Source organism: Methylobacterium sp. SD274 (assembly GCF_017355285.1).
Taxonomy (GTDB): domain Bacteria; phylum Pseudomonadota; class Alphaproteobacteria; order Rhizobiales; family Beijerinckiaceae; genus Methylobacterium.
Genome location: NZ_JADIJP010000031.1, coordinates 1 through 18707, shown reverse-complemented (window position 1 = coordinate 18707; position 18707 = coordinate 1). Strand labels below are relative to the sequence as shown.

Annotated in this window: 15 protein-coding genes; 6 read left to right on the top strand and 9 right to left on the bottom strand. The window is 66.7% G+C overall.

Features of this window, described 5'->3' with window-relative positions; all coding sequences use genetic code 11:
- Positions 1 to 34 precede the first annotated feature (34 nt).
- The 3 genes from IPV08_RS20630 to IPV08_RS20620 are packed head-to-tail and all read right to left on the bottom strand — an operon-like array spanning position 35 to position 2461.
- A complete protein-coding gene (locus tag IPV08_RS20630) occupies positions 35 to 529 on the bottom strand; it encodes a DUF2243 domain-containing protein (protein WP_207413346.1) in 495 nt (164 codons plus the stop codon).
- A gap of 27 nt (positions 530 to 556) precedes the next feature.
- The gene (egtD, locus tag IPV08_RS20625; RefSeq protein WP_207413344.1) at positions 557 to 1504 is read right to left on the bottom strand and encodes an L-histidine N(alpha)-methyltransferase; all 948 of its coding nucleotides are present in this window, start codon (positions 1502 to 1504) and stop codon (positions 557 to 559) included.
- Between the two features lie 18 nt (positions 1505 to 1522).
- Positions 1523 to 2461 carry a methyltransferase gene (locus IPV08_RS20620; RefSeq protein WP_348646167.1) on the bottom strand — a complete coding sequence of 313 codons (939 nt, stop codon included), beginning with the start codon at positions 2459 to 2461 and terminating at the stop codon, positions 1523 to 1525.
- A gap of 488 nt (positions 2462 to 2949) precedes the next feature.
- On the opposite strand from IPV08_RS20620, the gene IPV08_RS20615 reads away from it, so the two are divergent.
- The 4 genes from IPV08_RS20615 to IPV08_RS20600 all read left to right on the top strand — a co-directional run bounded on the left by IPV08_RS20615 (position 2950) and on the right by IPV08_RS20600 (position 8554).
- Positions 2950 to 4956 (top strand): oligopeptide transporter, OPT family, encoded by a 2007-nt coding sequence (locus tag IPV08_RS20615; RefSeq protein ID WP_207413340.1) that lies wholly within the window; start codon positions 2950 to 2952, stop codon positions 4954 to 4956.
- Between the two features lie 452 nt (positions 4957 to 5408).
- Positions 5409 to 5927, top strand: coding sequence for a MucR family transcriptional regulator (locus tag IPV08_RS20610; protein WP_207413339.1), 519 nt, complete (start codon positions 5409 to 5411; stop codon positions 5925 to 5927).
- A 189-nt stretch (positions 5928 to 6116) separates the two neighbouring features.
- Positions 6117 to 6803, top strand: coding sequence for a YoaK family protein (locus tag IPV08_RS20605; protein WP_207413337.1), 687 nt, complete (start codon positions 6117 to 6119; stop codon positions 6801 to 6803).
- A gap of 494 nt (positions 6804 to 7297) precedes the next feature.
- Positions 7298 to 8554, top strand: coding sequence for a histidine kinase dimerization/phosphoacceptor domain -containing protein (locus tag IPV08_RS20600; RefSeq protein ID WP_207413335.1), 1257 nt, complete (start codon positions 7298 to 7300; stop codon positions 8552 to 8554).
- A 318-nt stretch (positions 8555 to 8872) separates the two neighbouring features.
- On the opposite strand, the gene IPV08_RS20595 is transcribed toward IPV08_RS20600, so the two are convergent.
- The 3 genes from IPV08_RS20595 to IPV08_RS20585 all read right to left on the bottom strand — a co-directional run bounded on the left by IPV08_RS20595 (position 8873) and on the right by IPV08_RS20585 (position 12779).
- Positions 8873 to 10339 (bottom strand): UdgX family uracil-DNA binding protein, encoded by a 1467-nt coding sequence (locus IPV08_RS20595; RefSeq protein WP_207413333.1) that lies wholly within the window; start codon positions 10337 to 10339, stop codon positions 8873 to 8875.
- A 225-nt stretch (positions 10340 to 10564) separates the two neighbouring features.
- Positions 10565 to 11779: a putative DNA modification/repair radical SAM protein gene (locus tag IPV08_RS20590; protein WP_027171783.1), complete on the bottom strand. Its 1215-nt coding sequence runs from the start codon at positions 11777 to 11779 to the stop codon at positions 10565 to 10567.
- A gap of 355 nt (positions 11780 to 12134) precedes the next feature.
- A complete protein-coding gene (locus tag IPV08_RS20585; protein WP_207413331.1) occupies positions 12135 to 12779 on the bottom strand; it encodes a RecX family transcriptional regulator in 645 nt (214 codons plus the stop codon).
- An 89-nt stretch (positions 12780 to 12868) separates the two neighbouring features.
- Here IPV08_RS20585 and IPV08_RS20580 point away from each other — a divergent pair, with 89 nt between their 5' ends.
- Both IPV08_RS20580 and IPV08_RS20575 read left to right on the top strand, forming a co-directional pair.
- On the top strand, positions 12869 to 14299 hold the full coding sequence (locus IPV08_RS20580) for a TAXI family TRAP transporter solute-binding subunit (protein WP_207413329.1): 1431 nt from the start codon (positions 12869 to 12871) through the stop codon (positions 14297 to 14299).
- A 281-nt stretch (positions 14300 to 14580) separates the two neighbouring features.
- Positions 14581 to 16827, top strand: a complete 2247-nt coding sequence (locus tag IPV08_RS20575; protein ID WP_207413327.1) for a calcium-binding protein — start codon at positions 14581 to 14583, stop codon at positions 16825 to 16827.
- Between the two features lie 120 nt (positions 16828 to 16947).
- On the opposite strand, the gene IPV08_RS20570 is transcribed toward IPV08_RS20575, so the two are convergent.
- The 3 genes from IPV08_RS20570 to IPV08_RS20560 all read right to left on the bottom strand — a co-directional run.
- On the bottom strand, positions 16948 to 17166 hold the full coding sequence (locus IPV08_RS20570; RefSeq protein ID WP_207413325.1) for a SlyX family protein: 219 nt from the start codon (positions 17164 to 17166) through the stop codon (positions 16948 to 16950).
- Positions 17167 to 17179: 13 nt separating this feature from the next.
- A complete protein-coding gene (locus IPV08_RS20565) occupies positions 17180 to 17929 on the bottom strand; it encodes a rhodanese-like domain-containing protein (RefSeq protein WP_207413323.1) in 750 nt (249 codons plus the stop codon).
- 28 nt (positions 17930 to 17957) lie between these two features.
- Positions 17958 to 18707: AprI/Inh family metalloprotease inhibitor (locus tag IPV08_RS20560; RefSeq protein ID WP_207413321.1), on the bottom strand; the 750-nt coding region annotated here is incomplete at its 5' end.

Below are 18707 nucleotides of genomic sequence, written 5' to 3'. Positions count from 1 at the left end.
ACGCGAGCCCGCCTACATCGCTGTGCGAGGTCGCCTACACCGCGGTGTGAGCCCGACCGCGTCGGTACAGGACCCAGCCGGCGACGAGCATCGCCGCGCCCCATAGCAGGAATCCGACGTCCCAATAGATCCACTGCGCCCGTGGCACGGTCTCGTTGACGTGGTGAAGGCCGAGGAGGTGGTGATTGATCGTCCCCTCCACGAGATTGAAAATGCCGAAGCCCATCAGGATGCCGCCCGGAAGCAGCCAGCCCGACCACCGGAGATGGTTCTGCCTCGAGTAACGCCACAGCACGAACAGTCCGGCGAGGGTGAAGAGATAGGTGCAGGCGTGAAACAGACCGTCCCAGAGCGTGTTGATCTGCAGGTTCTCGACGCTGTCCGCGGGATATCCGGCGCTGCTGAGCATGTGATGCCATTGCAGGATCTGGTGGAGCACGATTCCATCGAAGAACCCGCCGATACCCAGGCCGAAGAGAATGGCCGCCGAGAGCGGGAAGCCGGTCGGACGCGCGTCGTCGGTTGTCATGGGGATGTCCGGGTGATCTGGGGGAAATCAGGCGGCGAACAGGTGAAGGCTGAAGAGGCCCGCTCGGTCGAGCCAGACCCGCTCTGGCCGCCACCCGGCGCGCTCGGCGAGTCTCCGGAACGTATCGGGCGCGTATTTGTGCGAGTTGTCGGTGTGGATGCTCTCGCCCGCCCCGAACCGGATCTCCGTCCCCGCGAGCCGGTAGCGGCCCGGCTCCCGCGCCACGAGATGCGCTTCCACGCGAAAGGGATCGGGCAGGATGCGGGGTTCGTGCCGGAAGTTGTCCAGGTCGAAATCGGCGTCGAACTCCCGGTTCAGCCGCTCGAGGAGGTTGCGGTGCAGGGCCGGCATCAGTCCGTCGGCATCGCCATAGGCGCGGCTCAGGCGGTCCGCGTCCCGGTTGGGGTCGGCCCCTATGAGAAAGCGGCTCGGCCCCAGGGTGGCGCGCGCCCGCTCCAGGAACAGTTCGGCCTCTGCGGGTGTGAAATTGCCGATGCTGGTGCCGGGAAAGAACCCGAGCACCGGCCCTCCCGACAGGTCGACCGGTAGCCGGACCGGTTCGGAGTAATCGGCGCAGACCGGGATCATCTCGATCTGCGGATAATCGCGAGCGAGCCGCCGGATCGCGGCGTCGAGATAATCCCCCGATATGTCGATGGCGATGAAACGCGCCGGCCGGTCGAGGGCATCGAGCAGCGTGCGTATCTTGCGGCTCGCTCCGCTGCCGAATTCGACGATGGTGGCGCCCGGTCCGATCAGGGGGGCGATTTCGGCCGATACGGACGGCAACAGCGCCATCTCGGTTCGCGTGGGATAGTAATCGCCGCTGCTGCAGATGCGGTCGAACAGGTCGGAGCCGGTCTCGTCCCACAGGAGCTTGCCGGGAAGACGCTTCTGCGGCTGCGCCAGTCCCGCCAGAACCTCTTGCAGCAGGTCGGCCTGGTTCGGGGACAGGGCGGCGTCACCATCGATCATGGAAGGGCCTTCCTCGGTTCAGGCTGGGCGCGTCGCCGTCAGCACCACCAGGGCGATGCGATCGGCCTCGGCATAGGCCGGGTCCTCGAGTTCCTCTCCGTAAGCATCCGGATCGAACTCGCGATACTGCGTGCGCAGCCCATGTCGTTCACAGGTCGCCAACGCGGCGTCGCGGAAGGGATCGGCGCCATCGACGATGACGGAGCCGGTGAACAGAACGAGGCTGCCCCCCGGTGCCAGACGTTCGGCCGCCGCCTCGACCACGGCCTGTGACAGCCCTTCGCCGAAGGTCCCCCCACCATGGCGGTAGGTGCGGCCGCTCCGGTCGATCATGAAGGGCGGGTTGGAGACGATGAGGTCGAAATCGCCCTCGACGTCGTCGAGCAGGTTGCTCCGTCTCGGCTCGATGCCGGCGACCCCGGCGGCCCGGGCATTGATCCGGCCGGCCTGCAGAGCGGCCGGATTGATGTCGACGAGGAGTACTTCGGCGCCCGCGGCGCGCTTGGCGATGGCGATCCCGGCCGCTCCCGATCCCGAGCCGATATCGACGGCCCGGTGAACCGGTTTCTCGCGTTGGGCGAGATGAGCGATGACGGCGGAGACGAAGCGCATCGTATCGGGGCCGAAAAAGACCGCGTCCGTCGAATCGGGCGGATAGGCCGAGTGCAGGAAGAGTTCGTCGTCGAGGCTCGAGAGGCGGATCGTGGCGCGCCGGAACTCACCCTCGCTGTCGACGACGCCCGCCCGTTGCAGGGCGGCGAGAACGTCCGACGGCACGGCGTCATCCGAGAACGGGCGGCTCCAGCCGAGGACGTCGCGCAGGTGGCGGGCGCGCGCCGCGTCCGGGCGTGCATTGACGCGGGCATGGCTCGCCGGCGTCACGGTCGTGAACCTGTAGCCCGTGTCCCGCACCGTGCGGATGAGATCGACGAGGGCGTCCTCTGTTTCAGGTCCCACACTCTGCACTCCGGTCATCTCCCATGGTCTGTTTGCCGGGTTCGGCCCATCTTTTCGCGTCGGAGCCGGATCGCGCATCCGCCCGTGTCGGGTTCCTCGTTCGCTGGCCGTCGGGCTCGTCGCGCGGGTGGACGCGCTGGCCCCCTCTTGGGCGGCGTAGATCTCGGTTCACCAGCGGGCGGCGCCAGAAAGGAAAAGCGATCCGTGTTCGGCCGATGTTGCGTCGATGGGGCTTGATCCAGGCTGGATATACGCGACCACAACCGGGCTTGACTGTGGTTGTTCCTAGTTATGGCGGCGTTGCATTGGTAACATCGGTTAAAACTAACTTCGATCACGCATTATGCAGATGTTAATCAAGGCGCCTTGCCTGATACTGGATCGGGTTCGGGCGAGGCCGATGACCCGAAGAGCGCCATCCTGGACGTATCGCGCGCCGCCGCTTCACTCACCGATGACGAGCCCGATGGGCCGATGAGGCATGATCGATGGACGCGCGGACCGGCCGACAGCTTCACGGAGAAGAGCGGCGTTTCCGGGAATTGACCCTCCGAGGCCTGGTGCTCGGAGCGGCCATCACAATCGTGTTCATGGCCGCCAATGTCTATATGGGCCTGAAGACCGGCATGACGTTCTCGTCATCGATTCCCGCCGCGATGCTGTCGATGGGCCTGCTGCGGTTGTTCGGCGAGACCTCGATTCTCGAGAACAACATCGTGCAGACGCAGGCCTCGGCCGCCGGGACGCTCTGCAACGTCATCCTGGTCCTGCCCGGCCTCGTGCTGATCGGCCATTGGCAGGGATTCCCGTTCTGGCAGACCGGAGGGGTCTGCCTCGTCGGCGGCTTGCTCGGCGTCGCCTTCTCGATCCCGCTGCGGCGGGCGCTCGTGGCCGAGGCCGGGCTGCCGTTTCCCGAAGGCGTGGCCGCCGCCGAGGTGCTGAAGGCCGGTGCCGGAACCGAGGACGGAGACGGCAGCCGGCACGGTCTGCGCGATCTGCTCCGCGCCGGAGGGGCGGCGGCCCTGATCGCAGTCGCGACGAGCGGCTTGCGCGTCCTCGGCGAGGGTCTCCACACCACCCTGCAGGCCGGTGGGGCCGTGTTCCGGCTCGGGACCGGCTTTTCCCTTGCCCTCGTCGGCGTCGGCTATCTCGTCGGCATCGGAGCCTGCCTCGCGCTGCTCACCGGCGTGATCATCGCCTGGGGGGTGGCGGTCCCGGTCCTGACGGCCCTCGGGCAGGGGGAGGGGATGGACCCGGGCGCGGCCGCCGAGGCGGTGTGGTCGGGCCGCGTCCGCCTGATCGGTGCCGGGATCATCGCGGTCGGCGGCGCCTGGACCGTGGCGACGCTGGCGCGGCCGATCCTGGCGAGCATCCGCGTCGCCCTGACATCGGCTCGCGGCAGCCATGGGGGCCTGCGCGACCTGCCGCGCCAGGAGCGGGACATTCCGATCACCTGGGTCGGCGGAGCGGCCGTGACCCTCATGCTGCCGATGGCGCTCCTGCTCGGCCAGTTTTCGGCCGGGGCCGAACTCGGCGCGCTCTATCCCGTGCTGATCGTGGTGGCGACCGTGTTTGCGGCGGGGTTCGGCTTCTTGATGGCGGCGGCGTGCGGCTATCTCGCGGGCCTCCTCGGCTCGTCGTCGAGCCCGATCTCGGGGATCGGCATTCTCACCACCATGCTGGTGGCTCTCCTGCTGCCGCTCCTCATCGGACGGAGCGCGGGACCCGAAGGCGACCGTTTCGTCATCGGCCTGGCGCTTCTGGTCGCCTCGGTCATCGTCACCATGGCGTCGATCGCCAACGACAACCTGCAGGATCTGAAGACCGGCCAACTCGTGGACGCCACGCCCTGGCGGCAGGAGGCGGTGCTGGTTGCGGGCGTCGCCGTCGGCTCGCTCGTGATCGGTCCCCTGCTGGCGCTCCTCTACAACGCTTACGGGTTCGTTGGCGCCCTGCCGCGAGACGGCATGGATGCGAGCATGGCCCTGCCGGCGCCTCAGGCGGCGCTGATGACGCAGATCGCCAGCGGCATCGTTCACGGCGAGCTGCCCTGGAGCATGGTGCTGACGGGTATGGGGCTGGGCGCCGTCCTCGTCGCCGTGGAGGCGCGGCTGCGCCGAAGCGGGCGCGTGTTCCCGGCCCTCACGGTGGGCATCGGCATCTATCTTCCGCTGAACGTGGTGGTGACGATCGCGATCGGAGGCGTGATCGCGTGGCTGAGCGAGCGGTCGTTCCGGAAGCGGTTCGAGGGGGAGGGGGCCGAGCCCGCCTATGAGGCCGTGCGTCGCCGTGGAATCCTGCTCGCATCGGGCTTTCTCGTGGGCGAGAGTTTCGTCGGCGTCCTGCTCGCCGCCGCCGATACCGTCACCGGACGCAGCGCCTCCCTGACGATCGCCGGTCCCGAGCTTTCCACCGTCACCGAAACGGCGGGCCTCGCCGTGTTTCTGATCGCGATCGGGATCTTCTACCGGGTCGTATCCCGCTCTCCGCGCTGACCGGCACGCTCTCGTCATCGGGCTCCCGTGCCGCACCGGGCCCCTTTTCGAAACCTCGCCGCCGGACTTGCGGATCGACCATTATCCAGGGCGGTCCGGCGCGGTTTTACTTGGGTGTCATGTTTTCCACTTCACCACGCGATCAAGGCTATCATTTCAATCGCATTGTAATTCAATATGCATTCTGGCGATTTGCTTTTGTGCCGCGAGAGAATTGAAAAATATGGAAAAGTCTTTCCTGGAAAAAATCAGTATTATGAGATGGGCACTGATTATATGAGGCGAAAATAAGACGTTCGTTAATAAATGTTTGTGAACGATGACTGAAAAACAGCGCTCTGTCCGGTTTTATACCAACGGTTCCTGCCCAGGGAATTATAGCTCTTGAAAGATTGTCATTCTCGCCGAAGTCAATCTATAGCCGTTGATGGATTGGCAGGAGTACCTACCACATGAGCGATGATGCCCAAGAATTTCAGGCCGATTATATCGAACTCACGGCCGACCTCGTATCCGCCTACGTCTCCAACAACTCGATACCTGCAAGCGCGCTGCCTGATCTGCTAAACAACATTCACGCCGCGATCAGTGGTCTGGCTTCCAGAGGATCGGAGGCAACCGAGATCGACAAGATCGAAAAGGCGACACCGGCGCAGATCAAGAAATCGATTTCCCCGGACGCTCTGATCAGCTTCGAAGACGGTAAGCCCTACAAGACGCTGCGCCGCCATCTGACCCTCCGTGGTCTCAGCCCCGAAGCCTACCGGGCGAAATACGGCCTGCCGCCGGATTACCCGATGACCTCCGCGAGCTACTCGGCGCAACGCTCGGAACTCGCCCGGTCGCTCGGCCTCGGGCAGCCGCGCCGGGCCCCTGCGCCCGAACCGGAGGAGACGGTCGTTCAGGACGACGCTCCGGTATCCGAGAAGCCGAAGCGGGCGGGCCGTCCGCGCAAGGCCGCTACTGCCTGAGGGACACGTTCGGCCTGAGCCGAGGCCCGGTCGAAGCCGATCCGCACGCGACAGGCCCGAGCCGGTTGCGCGATCGGCTTCGAGTGACGCCGATCCGAAGGTGAGCGCGCTCGCCTTCGGCAGGCCTTGCGCACGGGGAAGATCAAAGGCCCAGGAAAATCAAAGGCCCGGGAAGATCAGAGGCGCGGAATGCCTGTTCGGGATCATGGGGACACCTTGATCGGTGCCGGCCTGGCCTTCACCGCGGGGTTTGTGGACGCCGCCGCCTTCATCGCCCTCACCGGCCTCTTCACGGCGCATGTCACCGGCAATTTCGTGCTCATCGGTGCGGAGCTGATGTCCACATCGAGCGGCGTCATCGCCAAGCTGCTGGCGTTGCCGGTCTTCATCCTGGCCGTCGCCCTGACGCGACTGGTCACCCTGGTCCTGGAGCGGAGAGGGATGGCGCCGCTTCGGCCTTTGCTGGCCCTCGAGGCTGCCGTTCTCATCGCCTTCGCGGTTGCGGGCATCGCCCTGTCGCCCCTCGGATCGCCGGACGGCATCGCGGCGATCACCGTGGGCATGCTGGGCGTCGCCGCCATGGGCATTCAGAACGGGATCGGCCGTCTCGTCATCGGTCATCTGGCGGCGACGACCGTGATGACCGTGAATGTCACGCAGGCCGTGATCGACCTGACCGATCGCTTCTGCGGCGCGCGCGCCACTGCTCAGACCAATACCCGCCTGAAGCGGACGCTCTCGGCCGTGCTGGCTTTCGCCGTTGGGGCGTTGGCCGGGGCTTTCGGCGTGGCCGCCCTGTCCTTCTGGTCGATCTTCGTGCCGGCCCTCATCCTGACCGGATTGATGATGATCCCCGCGCGAGGCCCGAACGCGTGAAAAGGCGCGGCGGCTGTATGGTCAGGGGCGAGGTCGACGGTCGTCTTATCCTGAAGCAGCCCCGCCGCCCCGATCTGCTCACGGGGTCGGCGGGGTGCATCGTGTCGTGTCCACACGACGGGAGCCGATACGCAACTTGGCTCGACATCAGGATGCACCGCTTCGGTTAGCAGAAGGCAAACTCCCCGTCGGGCGACTGGCCCGGATCGGGAATGCGGGATCGTCCCGTCTCGAACCCCCTCGGGTCCGGCCTTCGCGACTTTTCGCAATCCCGAATCCTCGCGGAAACAATCCAGGCGACGGCGCAAGCATGCCTGCCCGTGGGAACCGTCTGTCCGCCACCATGCATCCCCGCGGCGTCTGAAGAGTTTGATGGAGGCACGACCGCGTGAATCGAGGGCGCTCGACGAGTCACATCTCGTGAGATCACACTGGGATCGCGGGGAAAGCCTTGGCTGTTTGAGGCCGCGGCCCCGCTGGGAAGAAAGCCGGACATGACGGCAGATCGATCGATGCCTCCGGGGGTGCCCATGGAGCAGGGAGGCGGAGCCGCGGAGCAGCTGGCCTACCGGCTTCGCCAGCAAGAACTCACCGCCGAGTTCGGGTTGTTCGCGCTCAGGACGCGCGTCATCGACACGCTCCTGCAGGAGGCGACGCGTGTCTGCGCGCAGGGGCTCCAGAGCCGGTATTGCAAGATCATGGAATACTTGCCCGCCGAGCATCAGTTCGTGGTGCAGGCGGGGATCGGCTGGAAGCCCGGAATCGTCGGTATCGCAAAGACGGGGGCCGATGCGGCGAGCCCATCCGGTTACGCCTTTCAGACCGGGCAACCGGTCATCTCGAACCATCTCGGGGGCGAAAGCCGCTTCCGCACGCCCAAAGTGCTCGAAGACCATGGGATCCAGCGGGCGATCAACGTCATCATCCGTGGCGAGGGCGAGCCGTTCGGTGTCCTCGAAGTCGACAGTCCGACGGAGGGACGCTTCACCGAGGCCGATATCGCGTTCCTCCAGGGGTTCGCCAACCTGCTCGGCGGCGCGATCGACCGGCACCGCAAGGAAGAGGAGCTGCAACAGACGGAAGCCCGTCTACGGCAGGCCTTGGCGCATCAGGAGGTTCTCACACGGGAAATCAGCCACCGGGTGAAGAACAGCCTTTCGATCGTGGCGAGCCTGCTGAACATGCAGGGCGACATGGCGACCGATCCCGTCTTGCGCGCCGCTCTGGGCGACGCGCGGAGACGGGTCCTGACCATCGCGACGGTGCACGACCGGCTATGGCGCACGGACGAGGTCCAGGTCCTCGATCTGGCCGAGTTCCTGGCGGAGCTTTGCGAACATCTGGGCGCATCGGTGGGGCCGAACCAAACACTGATCTGCGAGGTCGCGCCGGTCATGGTGGCGACGAACCATGCCGTTCCGTTGGGGCTCATCGTCAACGAGCTCGTCACGAACGCCTTCAAATATGCCTATCCCGACGGGGCCGGCGAAGTGCGGGTCTCGGTGACGCGGGAGGAGCCGGGACGGCTCCGTCTCGAAGTCTGCGACAGCGGCGTCGGCCTGCCAGCGGGCTTCGACCCGTCGCGGTCGAAGAGCCTCGGCATGACGGTGATCACCGGGCTCGGTCGCCAACTCGGCGGTCAACCGGAATGGCAGGATCTGCAGCCCGGCACACGGGTCGTGCTCGCATTTCCGTACCGGGAGGCCAATCTACGAGAGGGGGCCGAGGATCCGGACACCCTCTCGTCCTGAAGCCTCACAGGCCTCGGAGATCTGGGATGAGGAGCCAAGATCTTTTGGTCGGCAAGGTCTCTTGATCGGTATGTCTCGACCCGGCATCGCGTCATGCTGCCGATCGACGGATGACGGTCCGACACGCCATGCTCTCGCTGGATCGCTGCATGACGTCCAGCAACGCGGACGATCCGTCTTCCGGGGTCGCTACGGTCATCAGACTTTTCTATCCTACCCGAGGCATCTCAGGCGGACCCGTGACACCCGAATGCGCAGGTCGTACCCGCAGCTAGGGCAAGGTCATCGATCGTAGCGCCGGATCCCGTGGCCAAGCCGCTATCCCCCCAGCGTGCGCGCGAGATCCCCGACCCGTTTCAGGTCGGCCACGAAGGCTGCGTAAGCGTCTTCCTTGGCTTCGTCGGGGAGGCGCAGGAGGTAGGAGGGGTGCACGGTGATGAAGCCCTCATAGGGCTTGCCGAAAGAAGCGGGGCCGCGGGCGCGGGTGATCGGGATCGCCTTGCCCGTCAGGGCCAGGACGGCGGTGGCGCCGAGGGCCACGACGAGTTTGGGGGCCACGAAATTCAGCTCCCGGTCGAGCCACCAGCGGTAATGGCTCACCTCGCCGGCGGTGGGCTTCTGGTGGATGCGGCGCTTGCCGCGCTCCTCGAACTTGAAATGCTTGACCGCATTGGTGAGGTAGGCCGCGTTCCGCTCTATTCCGGCATCCGCCATGGCGCGGGACAGGAGCTGTCCGGCCGGTCCCACGAAGGGGCGGCCCTGCCGATCCTCCTGGTCGCCCGGCTGCTCGCCGACGAAGGCGATGGCGGCATGGGCAGGGCCTTCGCCGAGGACGGCCTGGGTCGCGCCCGGCACCAGGGGCTCCGAGCGCCGGATGATGGCGTTGAGCTCCTCCAGGGAGGTGGGATCCTGGTCGGACATGGCGGCGACGGCCTTGGCGGGGTTACGCTTGGTCGGCATCTGCGGCTCCCGTTCGATCATGGCTTCCGTGCGGGCTGAGGCGGCGCGGACGAGGCCGGGAATCGCTGCTGTTTCCGGCATGTTGCGCCAATACTTCTTCGGCATCTCCGCCCGCATGGCGGCAAGGTTGGTGCGGGCGGGGTTGAAGGTGCTCTCATAGTAATCGCGCCAGCCGGCCTCGAACCCGTCCGCCTCGGGCGCATCCTCGCGTCGTCCCGGCGGGCCGAAGGTCAGGGTCTCCCCATCCCAATGGGCGGAGCCGTCCGGCGTGAGGATCGTCCAGTGCAACGACCGGAAACGCGAGACGAAGAACGTAGTTGCTGCCTCCAGGATGTGATGGTCCGGCTCGAACCAGGCGACGAAGCGCTCGACGCCGTCGGCCTCAATCCGCCGGAACCGCAGGAAGGCGTGCATCTTGTGCAGGTCGCGGGCGATGGCCTTGCGCATCCGGTCGAGCCGATGGACCAGCGGATCGCTTCCCACCTCCAGCAGGCCGCGTTCGCCGTGCGTGATGCGCCAGATCAGGGTGTAGAGCAGGGCGTAGCGCTCGGGGTCGCGGTGCGGGACGACCATGCGGATCAGGTCGGCCACCGCGCGCGGCAGGCTTAGTGGCGCATCGGAGCCGGATTCTGGCTGGGAGACCTGTCCGAACAGGCCGGGGGCCTGCCCGATGGACCAGACTACTCTATCGGGCGGGACCGATGCGGCGGCGAGCCGGCGCGCTGCGGCGCGGAACCCGTCGAGATCGGCACCCTCGTGGAGGATGACCGTTTGGAGTGATCCACCCGACCCTCCCCCCTCTGCGGAACTCCTGGATTGATCCATCTGTTCGACGGCTGTTCCCTTTGCCAGAGAGTGTTCGACATCAGGCGCGACGGGCTCCCTCTCCTGGAAGGAGAGGGTTGGGGTGAGGTGTGGTCCAGCTCCGAAGAGGTCACGCACCTCACCCTGTCCCTCTCCTTCCAGGAGAGGGGACCCGCGGTGCCAGCGAGAGGTGCGGATATCGGAGGGCAGAGGGGGGAGAGAAGAGCGGCGTGTCATCCGACCCCGTCAGAACAGGCTCAGCTGCCGCGCCGGCTCGACGAGCTTGGCGCGCAGGTCCAGCCGGTCGGTACCGCCGGGGCCCGGGTGATAATCGGCGGCGATCAGGAACGGGCGGGCGCGCTTGAGGCCGGAGGTGAGACGGGCGACGTCGTCCAGGCGCAGCCGTGTGTGACGGCGCGCCTTCACGATCTTGTCGACGGCACGCGCACCGAGGCCCGGCACCCGCAGCAGCATCTCGCGGTCGGCGACGTTCACGTCCACGGGGAAACGCCCCCGATGCTTCAGCGCCCAGGCCAGTTTCGGATCGATGTCGAGGGAGAACATGCCGTCCTCGGCGGCATCCGCCACGTCGTCTGCGGAGAAATCGTAATACCGGATCAGCCAATCGGCCTGGTAAAGCCGGTGCTCGCGCTGGAGCGGCGGGGATTTCAGCGGCAGGATGGCGGAGCCGTCGGGGATCGGGCTGAAGGCCGAGTAATAGACCCGCTTCAGGTTGAACGAACCGTACAGGAGGGCGCTCTTGCGGATCAGCGCCTCGTCGGTGGTGGTGTCCGCGCCGACGATGACCTGCGTCGACTGGCCGGCGGGCGAGAACCGGCGCTTCTCGGCCTTCGCCTCGGTGATCCGCGCGCCGATCTGCTTCATCGCGTTCTGGATGACCGGGCCGTTCTTCTCCGGCGCCAGCCGGTGCAGGCTGGCATCGGTGGGGAGTTCGAGGTTGATCGAGAGCCGGTCGGCATAGAGCCCCGCCTCCTCCACCAGCCAGGGGCTCGCCTCCGGGATCGACTTGAGGTGGATGTAACCGCGAAATCCGTGGTCGCGCCGCAGGCTCTTGGCCACTCGCGTCAGCAATTCCATCGTATGGTCGGGCGACTTGATGATACCCGAGGAGAGGAACAACCCTTCGATGTAGTTGCGCTTGTAGAACTCCACCGTGAGAGTCACGACCTCCTCGACGGTGAACTTGGCGCGAGCGACGTTGGAGGAGCGCCGGTTTACGCAATAGGCGCAATCGAAAAGACAGTAATTGGTCAGCAGGATCTTCAGGAGCGAGATGCAGCGCCCGTCCGGCGTGTAGGCGTGGCAGATGCCGGCGCCCGTGGTCGAGCCGAGTTCGCCCTTGCCCGCCACCCGTTTGGGTGCCCCCGACGAGGAGCAGGACGCATCGTATTTCGCCGCATCGGCCAGGATGCGCAGCTTCTTGGCGAGGGTCTCGTCCATGACAGGGACATGCGCGTCGTTCGTGTTTCGTTCAAGTTTTTGTCGGGCCGGGTCGGAAATGCCGCAGGGTGCGCAGGCCCCTTTCCCCGCGCGTGGAGCCGCCGCGTTCAGCAGGCATCGCGCGTCCCTCTCCCCCTTGTGGGGAGAGGTTAGGAGTGGGGGTGGCTCCGCCAGCCTCCGCAGCGTGAGGGTCGCCCAACCACCCCCACCTCCAACTCCTCCCCACAAGCTCGACGGATCTCGGGCAGGCCCGAGATCCGCTGGGGAGGAGGGCCGCGTAGCGCGCGAGAGGTGTGAATGCCCTAGGCGTGCGGGGAGAGGCGGAAGCACCGCTCGGCTCACGGAGATACCTCCATCACCGGCCGAACCCGTCCTCCGCATTCACCTCCTCGTCGACGATCGCCTTCGCCAATCCGTACGAGAATCCGGCCCGCGCCATCGAGGCGAGATCCTTGTCGCGGTGGGCGGCACGGAGGTCGGGGCGGCGGAACGGGCCGAGGCGGCGGCGCTTGGCATAGGCGCGGGCCGCCACCTCCTCGGCATTGGTGCCTTCCTCCTCGCCCCGGTCGCGCTCGGTCTCCAGGGTTTCGGCGATCAGCGTCCGGTCGACCCCCTTGGCGGCGAGCTTGGCCGCGAGGCCGCGGGCGGAGGTCCCGCGCCGGCGCAGGGTCGCGGCCCGCGCGGCGGTGAACCGGGCATCGTCCACGAGGCCGGAGGAACGGGCGCGCTCCACGATGGCGGCAATGGTTTCGGCGAAGGCGGCCGGGTCTTCGTCCCGGAGCCGGCACCTCTTGGCGACCCGGCGCTCCAAGGTCTGGCGCAGCATCGCCACGGAGGCGCTGTAGCGCTCCAGATAGTGCAGGGCGACGCGCTCCAGATACGCCGCCGTGACCGGCGGCGTGGGCCTTGCCTCGCGGGTATTAGGTTTCGCCTCGCGGGGCGTGGGTTTTGCCTCGCGAGAGGCCCCAGGCCGACCCGCTGCAACGTTTCGAGCGTTCATCGGTTCATCACGCTTCGGACAGGTTTCAGGATCATGTCGCGCATCGTCTCGACCGTGAACCGGTTTCCTGTCTTACCCCGAGAGGACGCATGCATGTCATGCCGGCATTCCTCCTGAAGCGCGAGTGGCTCCTGGTCGCGCTCGGCCTCGGCTTCGCCGTCCTGGCGGCCGCCGTGGTCTACCTGTCGCGCCCGACCGTTCTCACGGTGGCGGTCGGTCCTCGCGACGGGGCCGAGGCGCAATTGCTCGAAACCTACGCCCAGGCCTTGAGCCGGGCACGGGAGGACGTGCGCCTGAATGTGCGGGCCTATGACGACGTGCGAGACAGCGCCGCGGCGCTCCAGGCGGGTCGCGCCGACCTCGCCGTGGTCCGGCCCGACGTGTTCCTCCCCGATAACGGCCTGACCTTGGCCCTCCTGCACGAGGAGACGCTGCTCATCGCCACGCCGGAAGCGAGCGAGATCGAGAGCTTCCCCGACCTTGCGAAGAAGCGCCTCGGCATCGTCGAGCGCCACGCCGCCGACCGGCCCTTCGTCACCAATCTCCTCGCCTTCTACGATTTCACGGCCGTTCCGGCGCCCGAACCCGGCCAGACGCTCGCCGCCAGCCATATCGCCCTCGTGCCGCTCAAGCCCGGCGAGGTCACGGCCGCCCTGCAGGCCGGCACCGTGGACGCCGTCGCCGTCATCGCGGCCCCGACCTCGAAGGCCGCGATTTCCACGGTGCGGGCGGTGGAGATGGCCTCCCACGAGAAGAAGATCACCATCGTCTCCGTCCCCGATGGCGACGCGATCGTGCAGCGGATGCCGGAACTGCAATCGGCGACGATCCCAGCGGGTACGTTCGGCGGCCGGCCCAAGCGCCCGGATGAGGACGTGAAGACGGTGGGCGCCTCCTACCGGCTGATGGCGCGGGGCGCGGTGAGCCGCTACTCGGTGGCGTCCGTGACCCAGCACCTGTTCGAATGGCGCTCGAAACTCGCGCCCAACGCCCCCATCGCCAACCTGATGAAGGCTCCGGATTTCGAGACGTCGGTGGCCGCCACCAGCGCCCGCCTGCCCAACCATCCGGGGGCGGTCGATTATTTCGAGCGTGAGCAGCAGACCCTGTTCGAACGCTACGAGGATTACGTCTACCTCCTTGCCTTCTTCGGCGGCACGATCGGCTCCGGCATCGCCTGGCTCGGCCAGCGCCTCGCCCGCCAGCGCCGCGAGCGGGTGGACGTGGTCCTCGACCGGCTGCTCGACATTCTCAGGGACATCCGTTCGGCCACCACGAGGGAGCAGCTGGACGGCCTCGTTCGCGAGACCGACGATCTCGTCACCGACGTCGTCCAGCACGCCCGCGAGCGCAATGTCGACACCCGCGCGATGAACGCCCTGATCCTGGCCATCGATGCGGTGCACGGCGCCATCGCGGATGCCCGCCGTTCCCTCGTCACCGGCGCCGAGCCCGAGCGCCGGCCCCTGCGGACGCGGTCCGCGCGTCTCCTCAGGCTGGATCGGCCGGCGGCGGAATAGCAGCGGTGACGATGTGGTTGCTCCGCTGCCGGCGGAACACGGGGAACGAGCGCTAGCGGCTGCCGTTCGTGAGCAATCTTCGTTTTAATCCATCCAATGCGTAGAATTCATCTCATTCTCTCGTGGGAGTAAACTGCCACGCTTAACAAGAGATAAGATCAGGGATCGCCGGATATTATTTTCGAATTCTGAAACCTTCGTGGTTAGCCATCCGTACCAGCCCGACCGCAAGCCTGCGAGCCGCATATGCATTTCAGGCAGCGCGTAAGGGAGACGACGCAATGGCTACGATCAATGGCGATAACGGCGACAACGTCCTGAACGGCACCGAAGACGAAGACACCATCAATGGCCTCGGCGGCAACGATACGATCGACTCGGTCGATCGCCCCGCAAACATCTTCGCAGGTTCGATCAATCCTGTGCGTGATGAAGTTCGCGCCGGATCGGGCGACGACACGGTGACTGGCGGCAAGCTCGATCGGTTGGTCGGCGGCGAGGGCAATGATTCCCTGTCAGTGAATTTCAATTTCAACGGACCGGTTGCCGGCTCGGCAACTCCGATCAGGTTGACGCTGAACGAGAACGGCACGGGCAGGGCGTCCGACGGTACCGTGATCTATGGCTTTGAGTCGGTGAACTTCAACCTGTCCGACACCGGAGACAATGTCGTCGATACCGGCAATGTCCGGGCGCAGCTGACGGGTGGAAACGGAAACGACACGCTCACCACCGGATCAGCCGACGATGTCGTCTCTGGCGGCGGCGGCGACAACGTCATCTCGACGGGCGGCGGCAACGATACGATCGGTGGCGGCTCCGGGATCGACACCGTCTTCGGCGGCGACGGCGACGATACTTTCGGCGTCAGCATCTCCACCGACGGCAGTGACCAGGTGAATCTCGGCGACGGCAACGACACCGTCCGGTTCGATCGCGCCGACGGTGGTGCCGGCAACGTGCGCCTGACCTTCACCTCGGCCGAGGTGGGCAACGGCAACACCAACGATGCCGGCAGCCTGACCAACCAGGATGGCGGGCTCGCGGTCCGCGTCCAGGCGGAGGATGCCGACGGCAATCTGACGGGGCCCATCTCCCGCTACGACGATGAGGGCATCACCTTCGTCGCCGGAACGCAGGGCATCACCTTCGACGTCCGCGACCTCGTCTCGGGCACACAGCGCGGCAACACGTTCGAGGGCGTCGTGCTCGGGACCGATGGAGACGACGCGCTGACGTTCTTCCCGCCCTTCCGCGCCGGGCAGGACTTCTATTACAACGCAGGCCAGGGCAACGACACGATCACGGCCGGCACCGGTAACGACTTCCTCGTCGGCGGTGCCGGTGACGACACCATGATCGGCGGTCTCGGCAACGACAGCTACATCGTCGATTCCCTCGGCGACACGGTGGTCGAAGGTGCCGATGAAGGAACCGACACCGTTCTGTCCTCCATCACCTACACCCTGCCCGACACGATCGAAAACCTCGTCCTCACCGGGATGGGCGCCGTCGACGGCACCGGTAACGCGCTGGACAACAGCATCACCGGCAATATCGCCGACAACCGGCTGGATGGGGGAGCCGGGAACGATCGTCTCACCGGTGGCGCTGGCAACGATGTCCTGCAAGGAGGCGTCGGCGACGACATCCTGCAGGGAGGTGCCGGCGACGATGTCTACGCCGTGGATGGAGCAGGAGATCAGGTCATCGAGTTGGCAGGCGAGGGCAACGATACCGTTCGCTCGTCCGTGAGCTACACCGTGTCGGACCATGTCGAGAACCTCGTCCTGAGAGACAATGGCGACCTGAGCGGCAGCGGCAATGACCTCGACAATCGCATCACCGGCAATGACGGCGACAATCGTCTGAGCGGCGGCGCCGGAGACGATACGCTCGTGGGTCGCGACGGCGACGATACGTTGCTGGGCGGTACGGGAGCCGATGCTTTGATCGGTGGCGCCGGGAGCGACACCTACGTCATCGACAACGCAGGCGATCGTGCCCTTGAGCAGCCGGGCCAAGGCTTCGATACGGTTCGGTCCAGCGTCAGCCACACGATGGAAACCAACATCGAGAAACTGGTGCTCTACGGTTCGGACGATCTGACCGCCAACGGAAATGTCGGTCGCAATCAGATCTACGGCAATGCCGGCGACAACGCGATCTACGGCGATGACGGCCGGGATCTCCTCTTCGGCCGCGACGGGGCCGACACCTTCGTGTTCAAGGCCATCACCGACAGTGACGTCGCGGTTTCCGGACGCGACATCATCAAGGACTTCGGTTTCGCCGAGGGCGATCGCATCGACCTCAGCGGGATCGACGCGGACTTCGGACAGGCCGGAGATCAGGGCTTCCAGTTCGTCGGAACGGACGCCTTCTCGGGTCAGGCCGGCGAACTGCGCACGAAGTTCGGTGGCGGCAACACCCTCATCCAGGGCGACACGAATGGCGATGGAGCGGCGGACTTCGCCGTTCTCCTCCAGGGCCATCAGACCCTGGACAACGGATCGTTCGTGGTCTGATCCACTCGCCATCAAAAGGGGGGCTGCTGTCGAGGCAGCCCCTTCTCATGTCCGAAGGCCGCCTCCTCGGCGCGGGTGGCGGCGGCCCCCTCCTCAGCCCGACCACGGCCGGGCAGGGGCTCAATAATGCGGCGGGGGCGGTTCCGGGGCGCCGGTGCCGGTGCGGGCGCCGGCCTCCTCGACCTGCTCAACGAGCTTGGCCAGATGCCGCGTCAGGGCATCGATCTGGCGCCATTGCGCGGTGATCGTCGCGTTGAGGTCGTCGATGACCATGTCCTGCTCGGTCAGCCGCATCTCCAGGGCGTCGATGCGGGCGGAGAGCGTATCGTCGTCGGTCATGGCTGGCCCCGCCTCATCGCAATGTCTCGGGATCGTGGTCGGGCCGCTCGACGAGGCCGGGTCCGAGCGCGATGCGGTGGTCGAAGACGAAGCAGTCGCCGCGCCAGCGGCTCTCCGCCTCGGGGATCGTCTCGAGATAGCGCAGGATGCCGCCCTCGAGATGGTGGACGGTGGCGAACCCCTTGGCGCGCATATAGGCCCCGGCCTTCTCGCAGCGGATGCCGCCGGTGCAGAACATCGCCACCGCCGGATGCTCGGCGGGGTCGAGGCCGTCGACATAGGCCCGGAAATCCGAGAACCGCGACAGATGCGGGTCGGTGGCGCCTTCGAACGTGCCGAGATTGACCTCGAAGGCGTTGCGGGTGTCGAGGAGGAGGAGGCCCGGCGTATCGAGCAGAGCGTTCCACGCCTCGGGCGGCACGGGTGTCCCGGCCTCGCCCGCATCGGTGGCGCCGTCGTCGAAGGTCACGATCTCCCGCTTCACCCGCACCTTGAGATGAGCGAAAGGCGCGGCCTCCGCGCTCGAAAGCTTCACGTCGAGATCCCTCAGGCGCTCGCCGAAGAGCGGCCCGTCGCGCAGCTCCGACAGGAGCGTGGCCATGCCGGCCGCGCTGCCCGCGATGGTGCCGTTGATCCCCTCGCGAGCCAGGAGGAGCGTGCCGAGGATGCCGAGTTCCACGCAGCGCCGCTCCAACGCGTCGCGCAGGTCTGCGGCGTCGGGCAGGGGAACGAAGCGATAGAGGGCGGCGACGGTGTAGGGCATCGGCGGCAGGGTCTATCAGGCGTGGTCGTTAGGGGGAACCGCTCGGAGGGGCGCTCTCGATCCGGCGCAGGATGAAGGTGGTGCCGACCTCGGGCTCGCGCCGCCAATGGTTCTCCCCCGCCGGCACCAGCCCCACCACATGGCCGCGCCTTGCCACCAGGGTGAGCCGGCCGGGAGCCGCCAGCCACGCGGCCGGATCGAAGGTCGTCAGCCCGCTGTCGCGGCAGCCCTCGAGCAGGCGGACCGTGGCGGTCCCGCCTCCCTCCGCGGGTTTCAGTTCGAGGCGGCAGACGTCCTGCTCGCGGTAGCGGTCGAGGGCGTAGATGCCGGCCGTCGGCCGCGGGCCGGCAGGCGTCGCTGCGCTCGTCTGCGCCCCGGTATTCTGGCCGCCTGCCGCCGTTGGATCGTCCCGCTCGAGCTTGTACCCGGAGCCGCCATCCGGCGCCGGCGCGGGAGGGGGCGCCATCGCCACGATCTGGAGCGGAACGAGGCTGTAGACCTCGCCCCCCTCGGTCTTGGCCATGAGGCTGCGCCGGTCATCCCGCGCCTTGAAGATCAGGACCGGCCGGACGTTCTTGTCCACGAGGCGGACGACGCCGTCCACGAACAGCCAGGCGGCGACCTCGTTCAGGATCGGCAGGGCACGGCGGCACCCGGCGGGAAACGACAGGCGCCGCCCGCTCTCGAAGCTCTGCGACGCGAGGGTCATGACGCAGCGCCGCGTGCTGCCGTCCCGCGACAGGTCCCAGGTGCCGGGAACGCCTTCGATGGTGGGCGG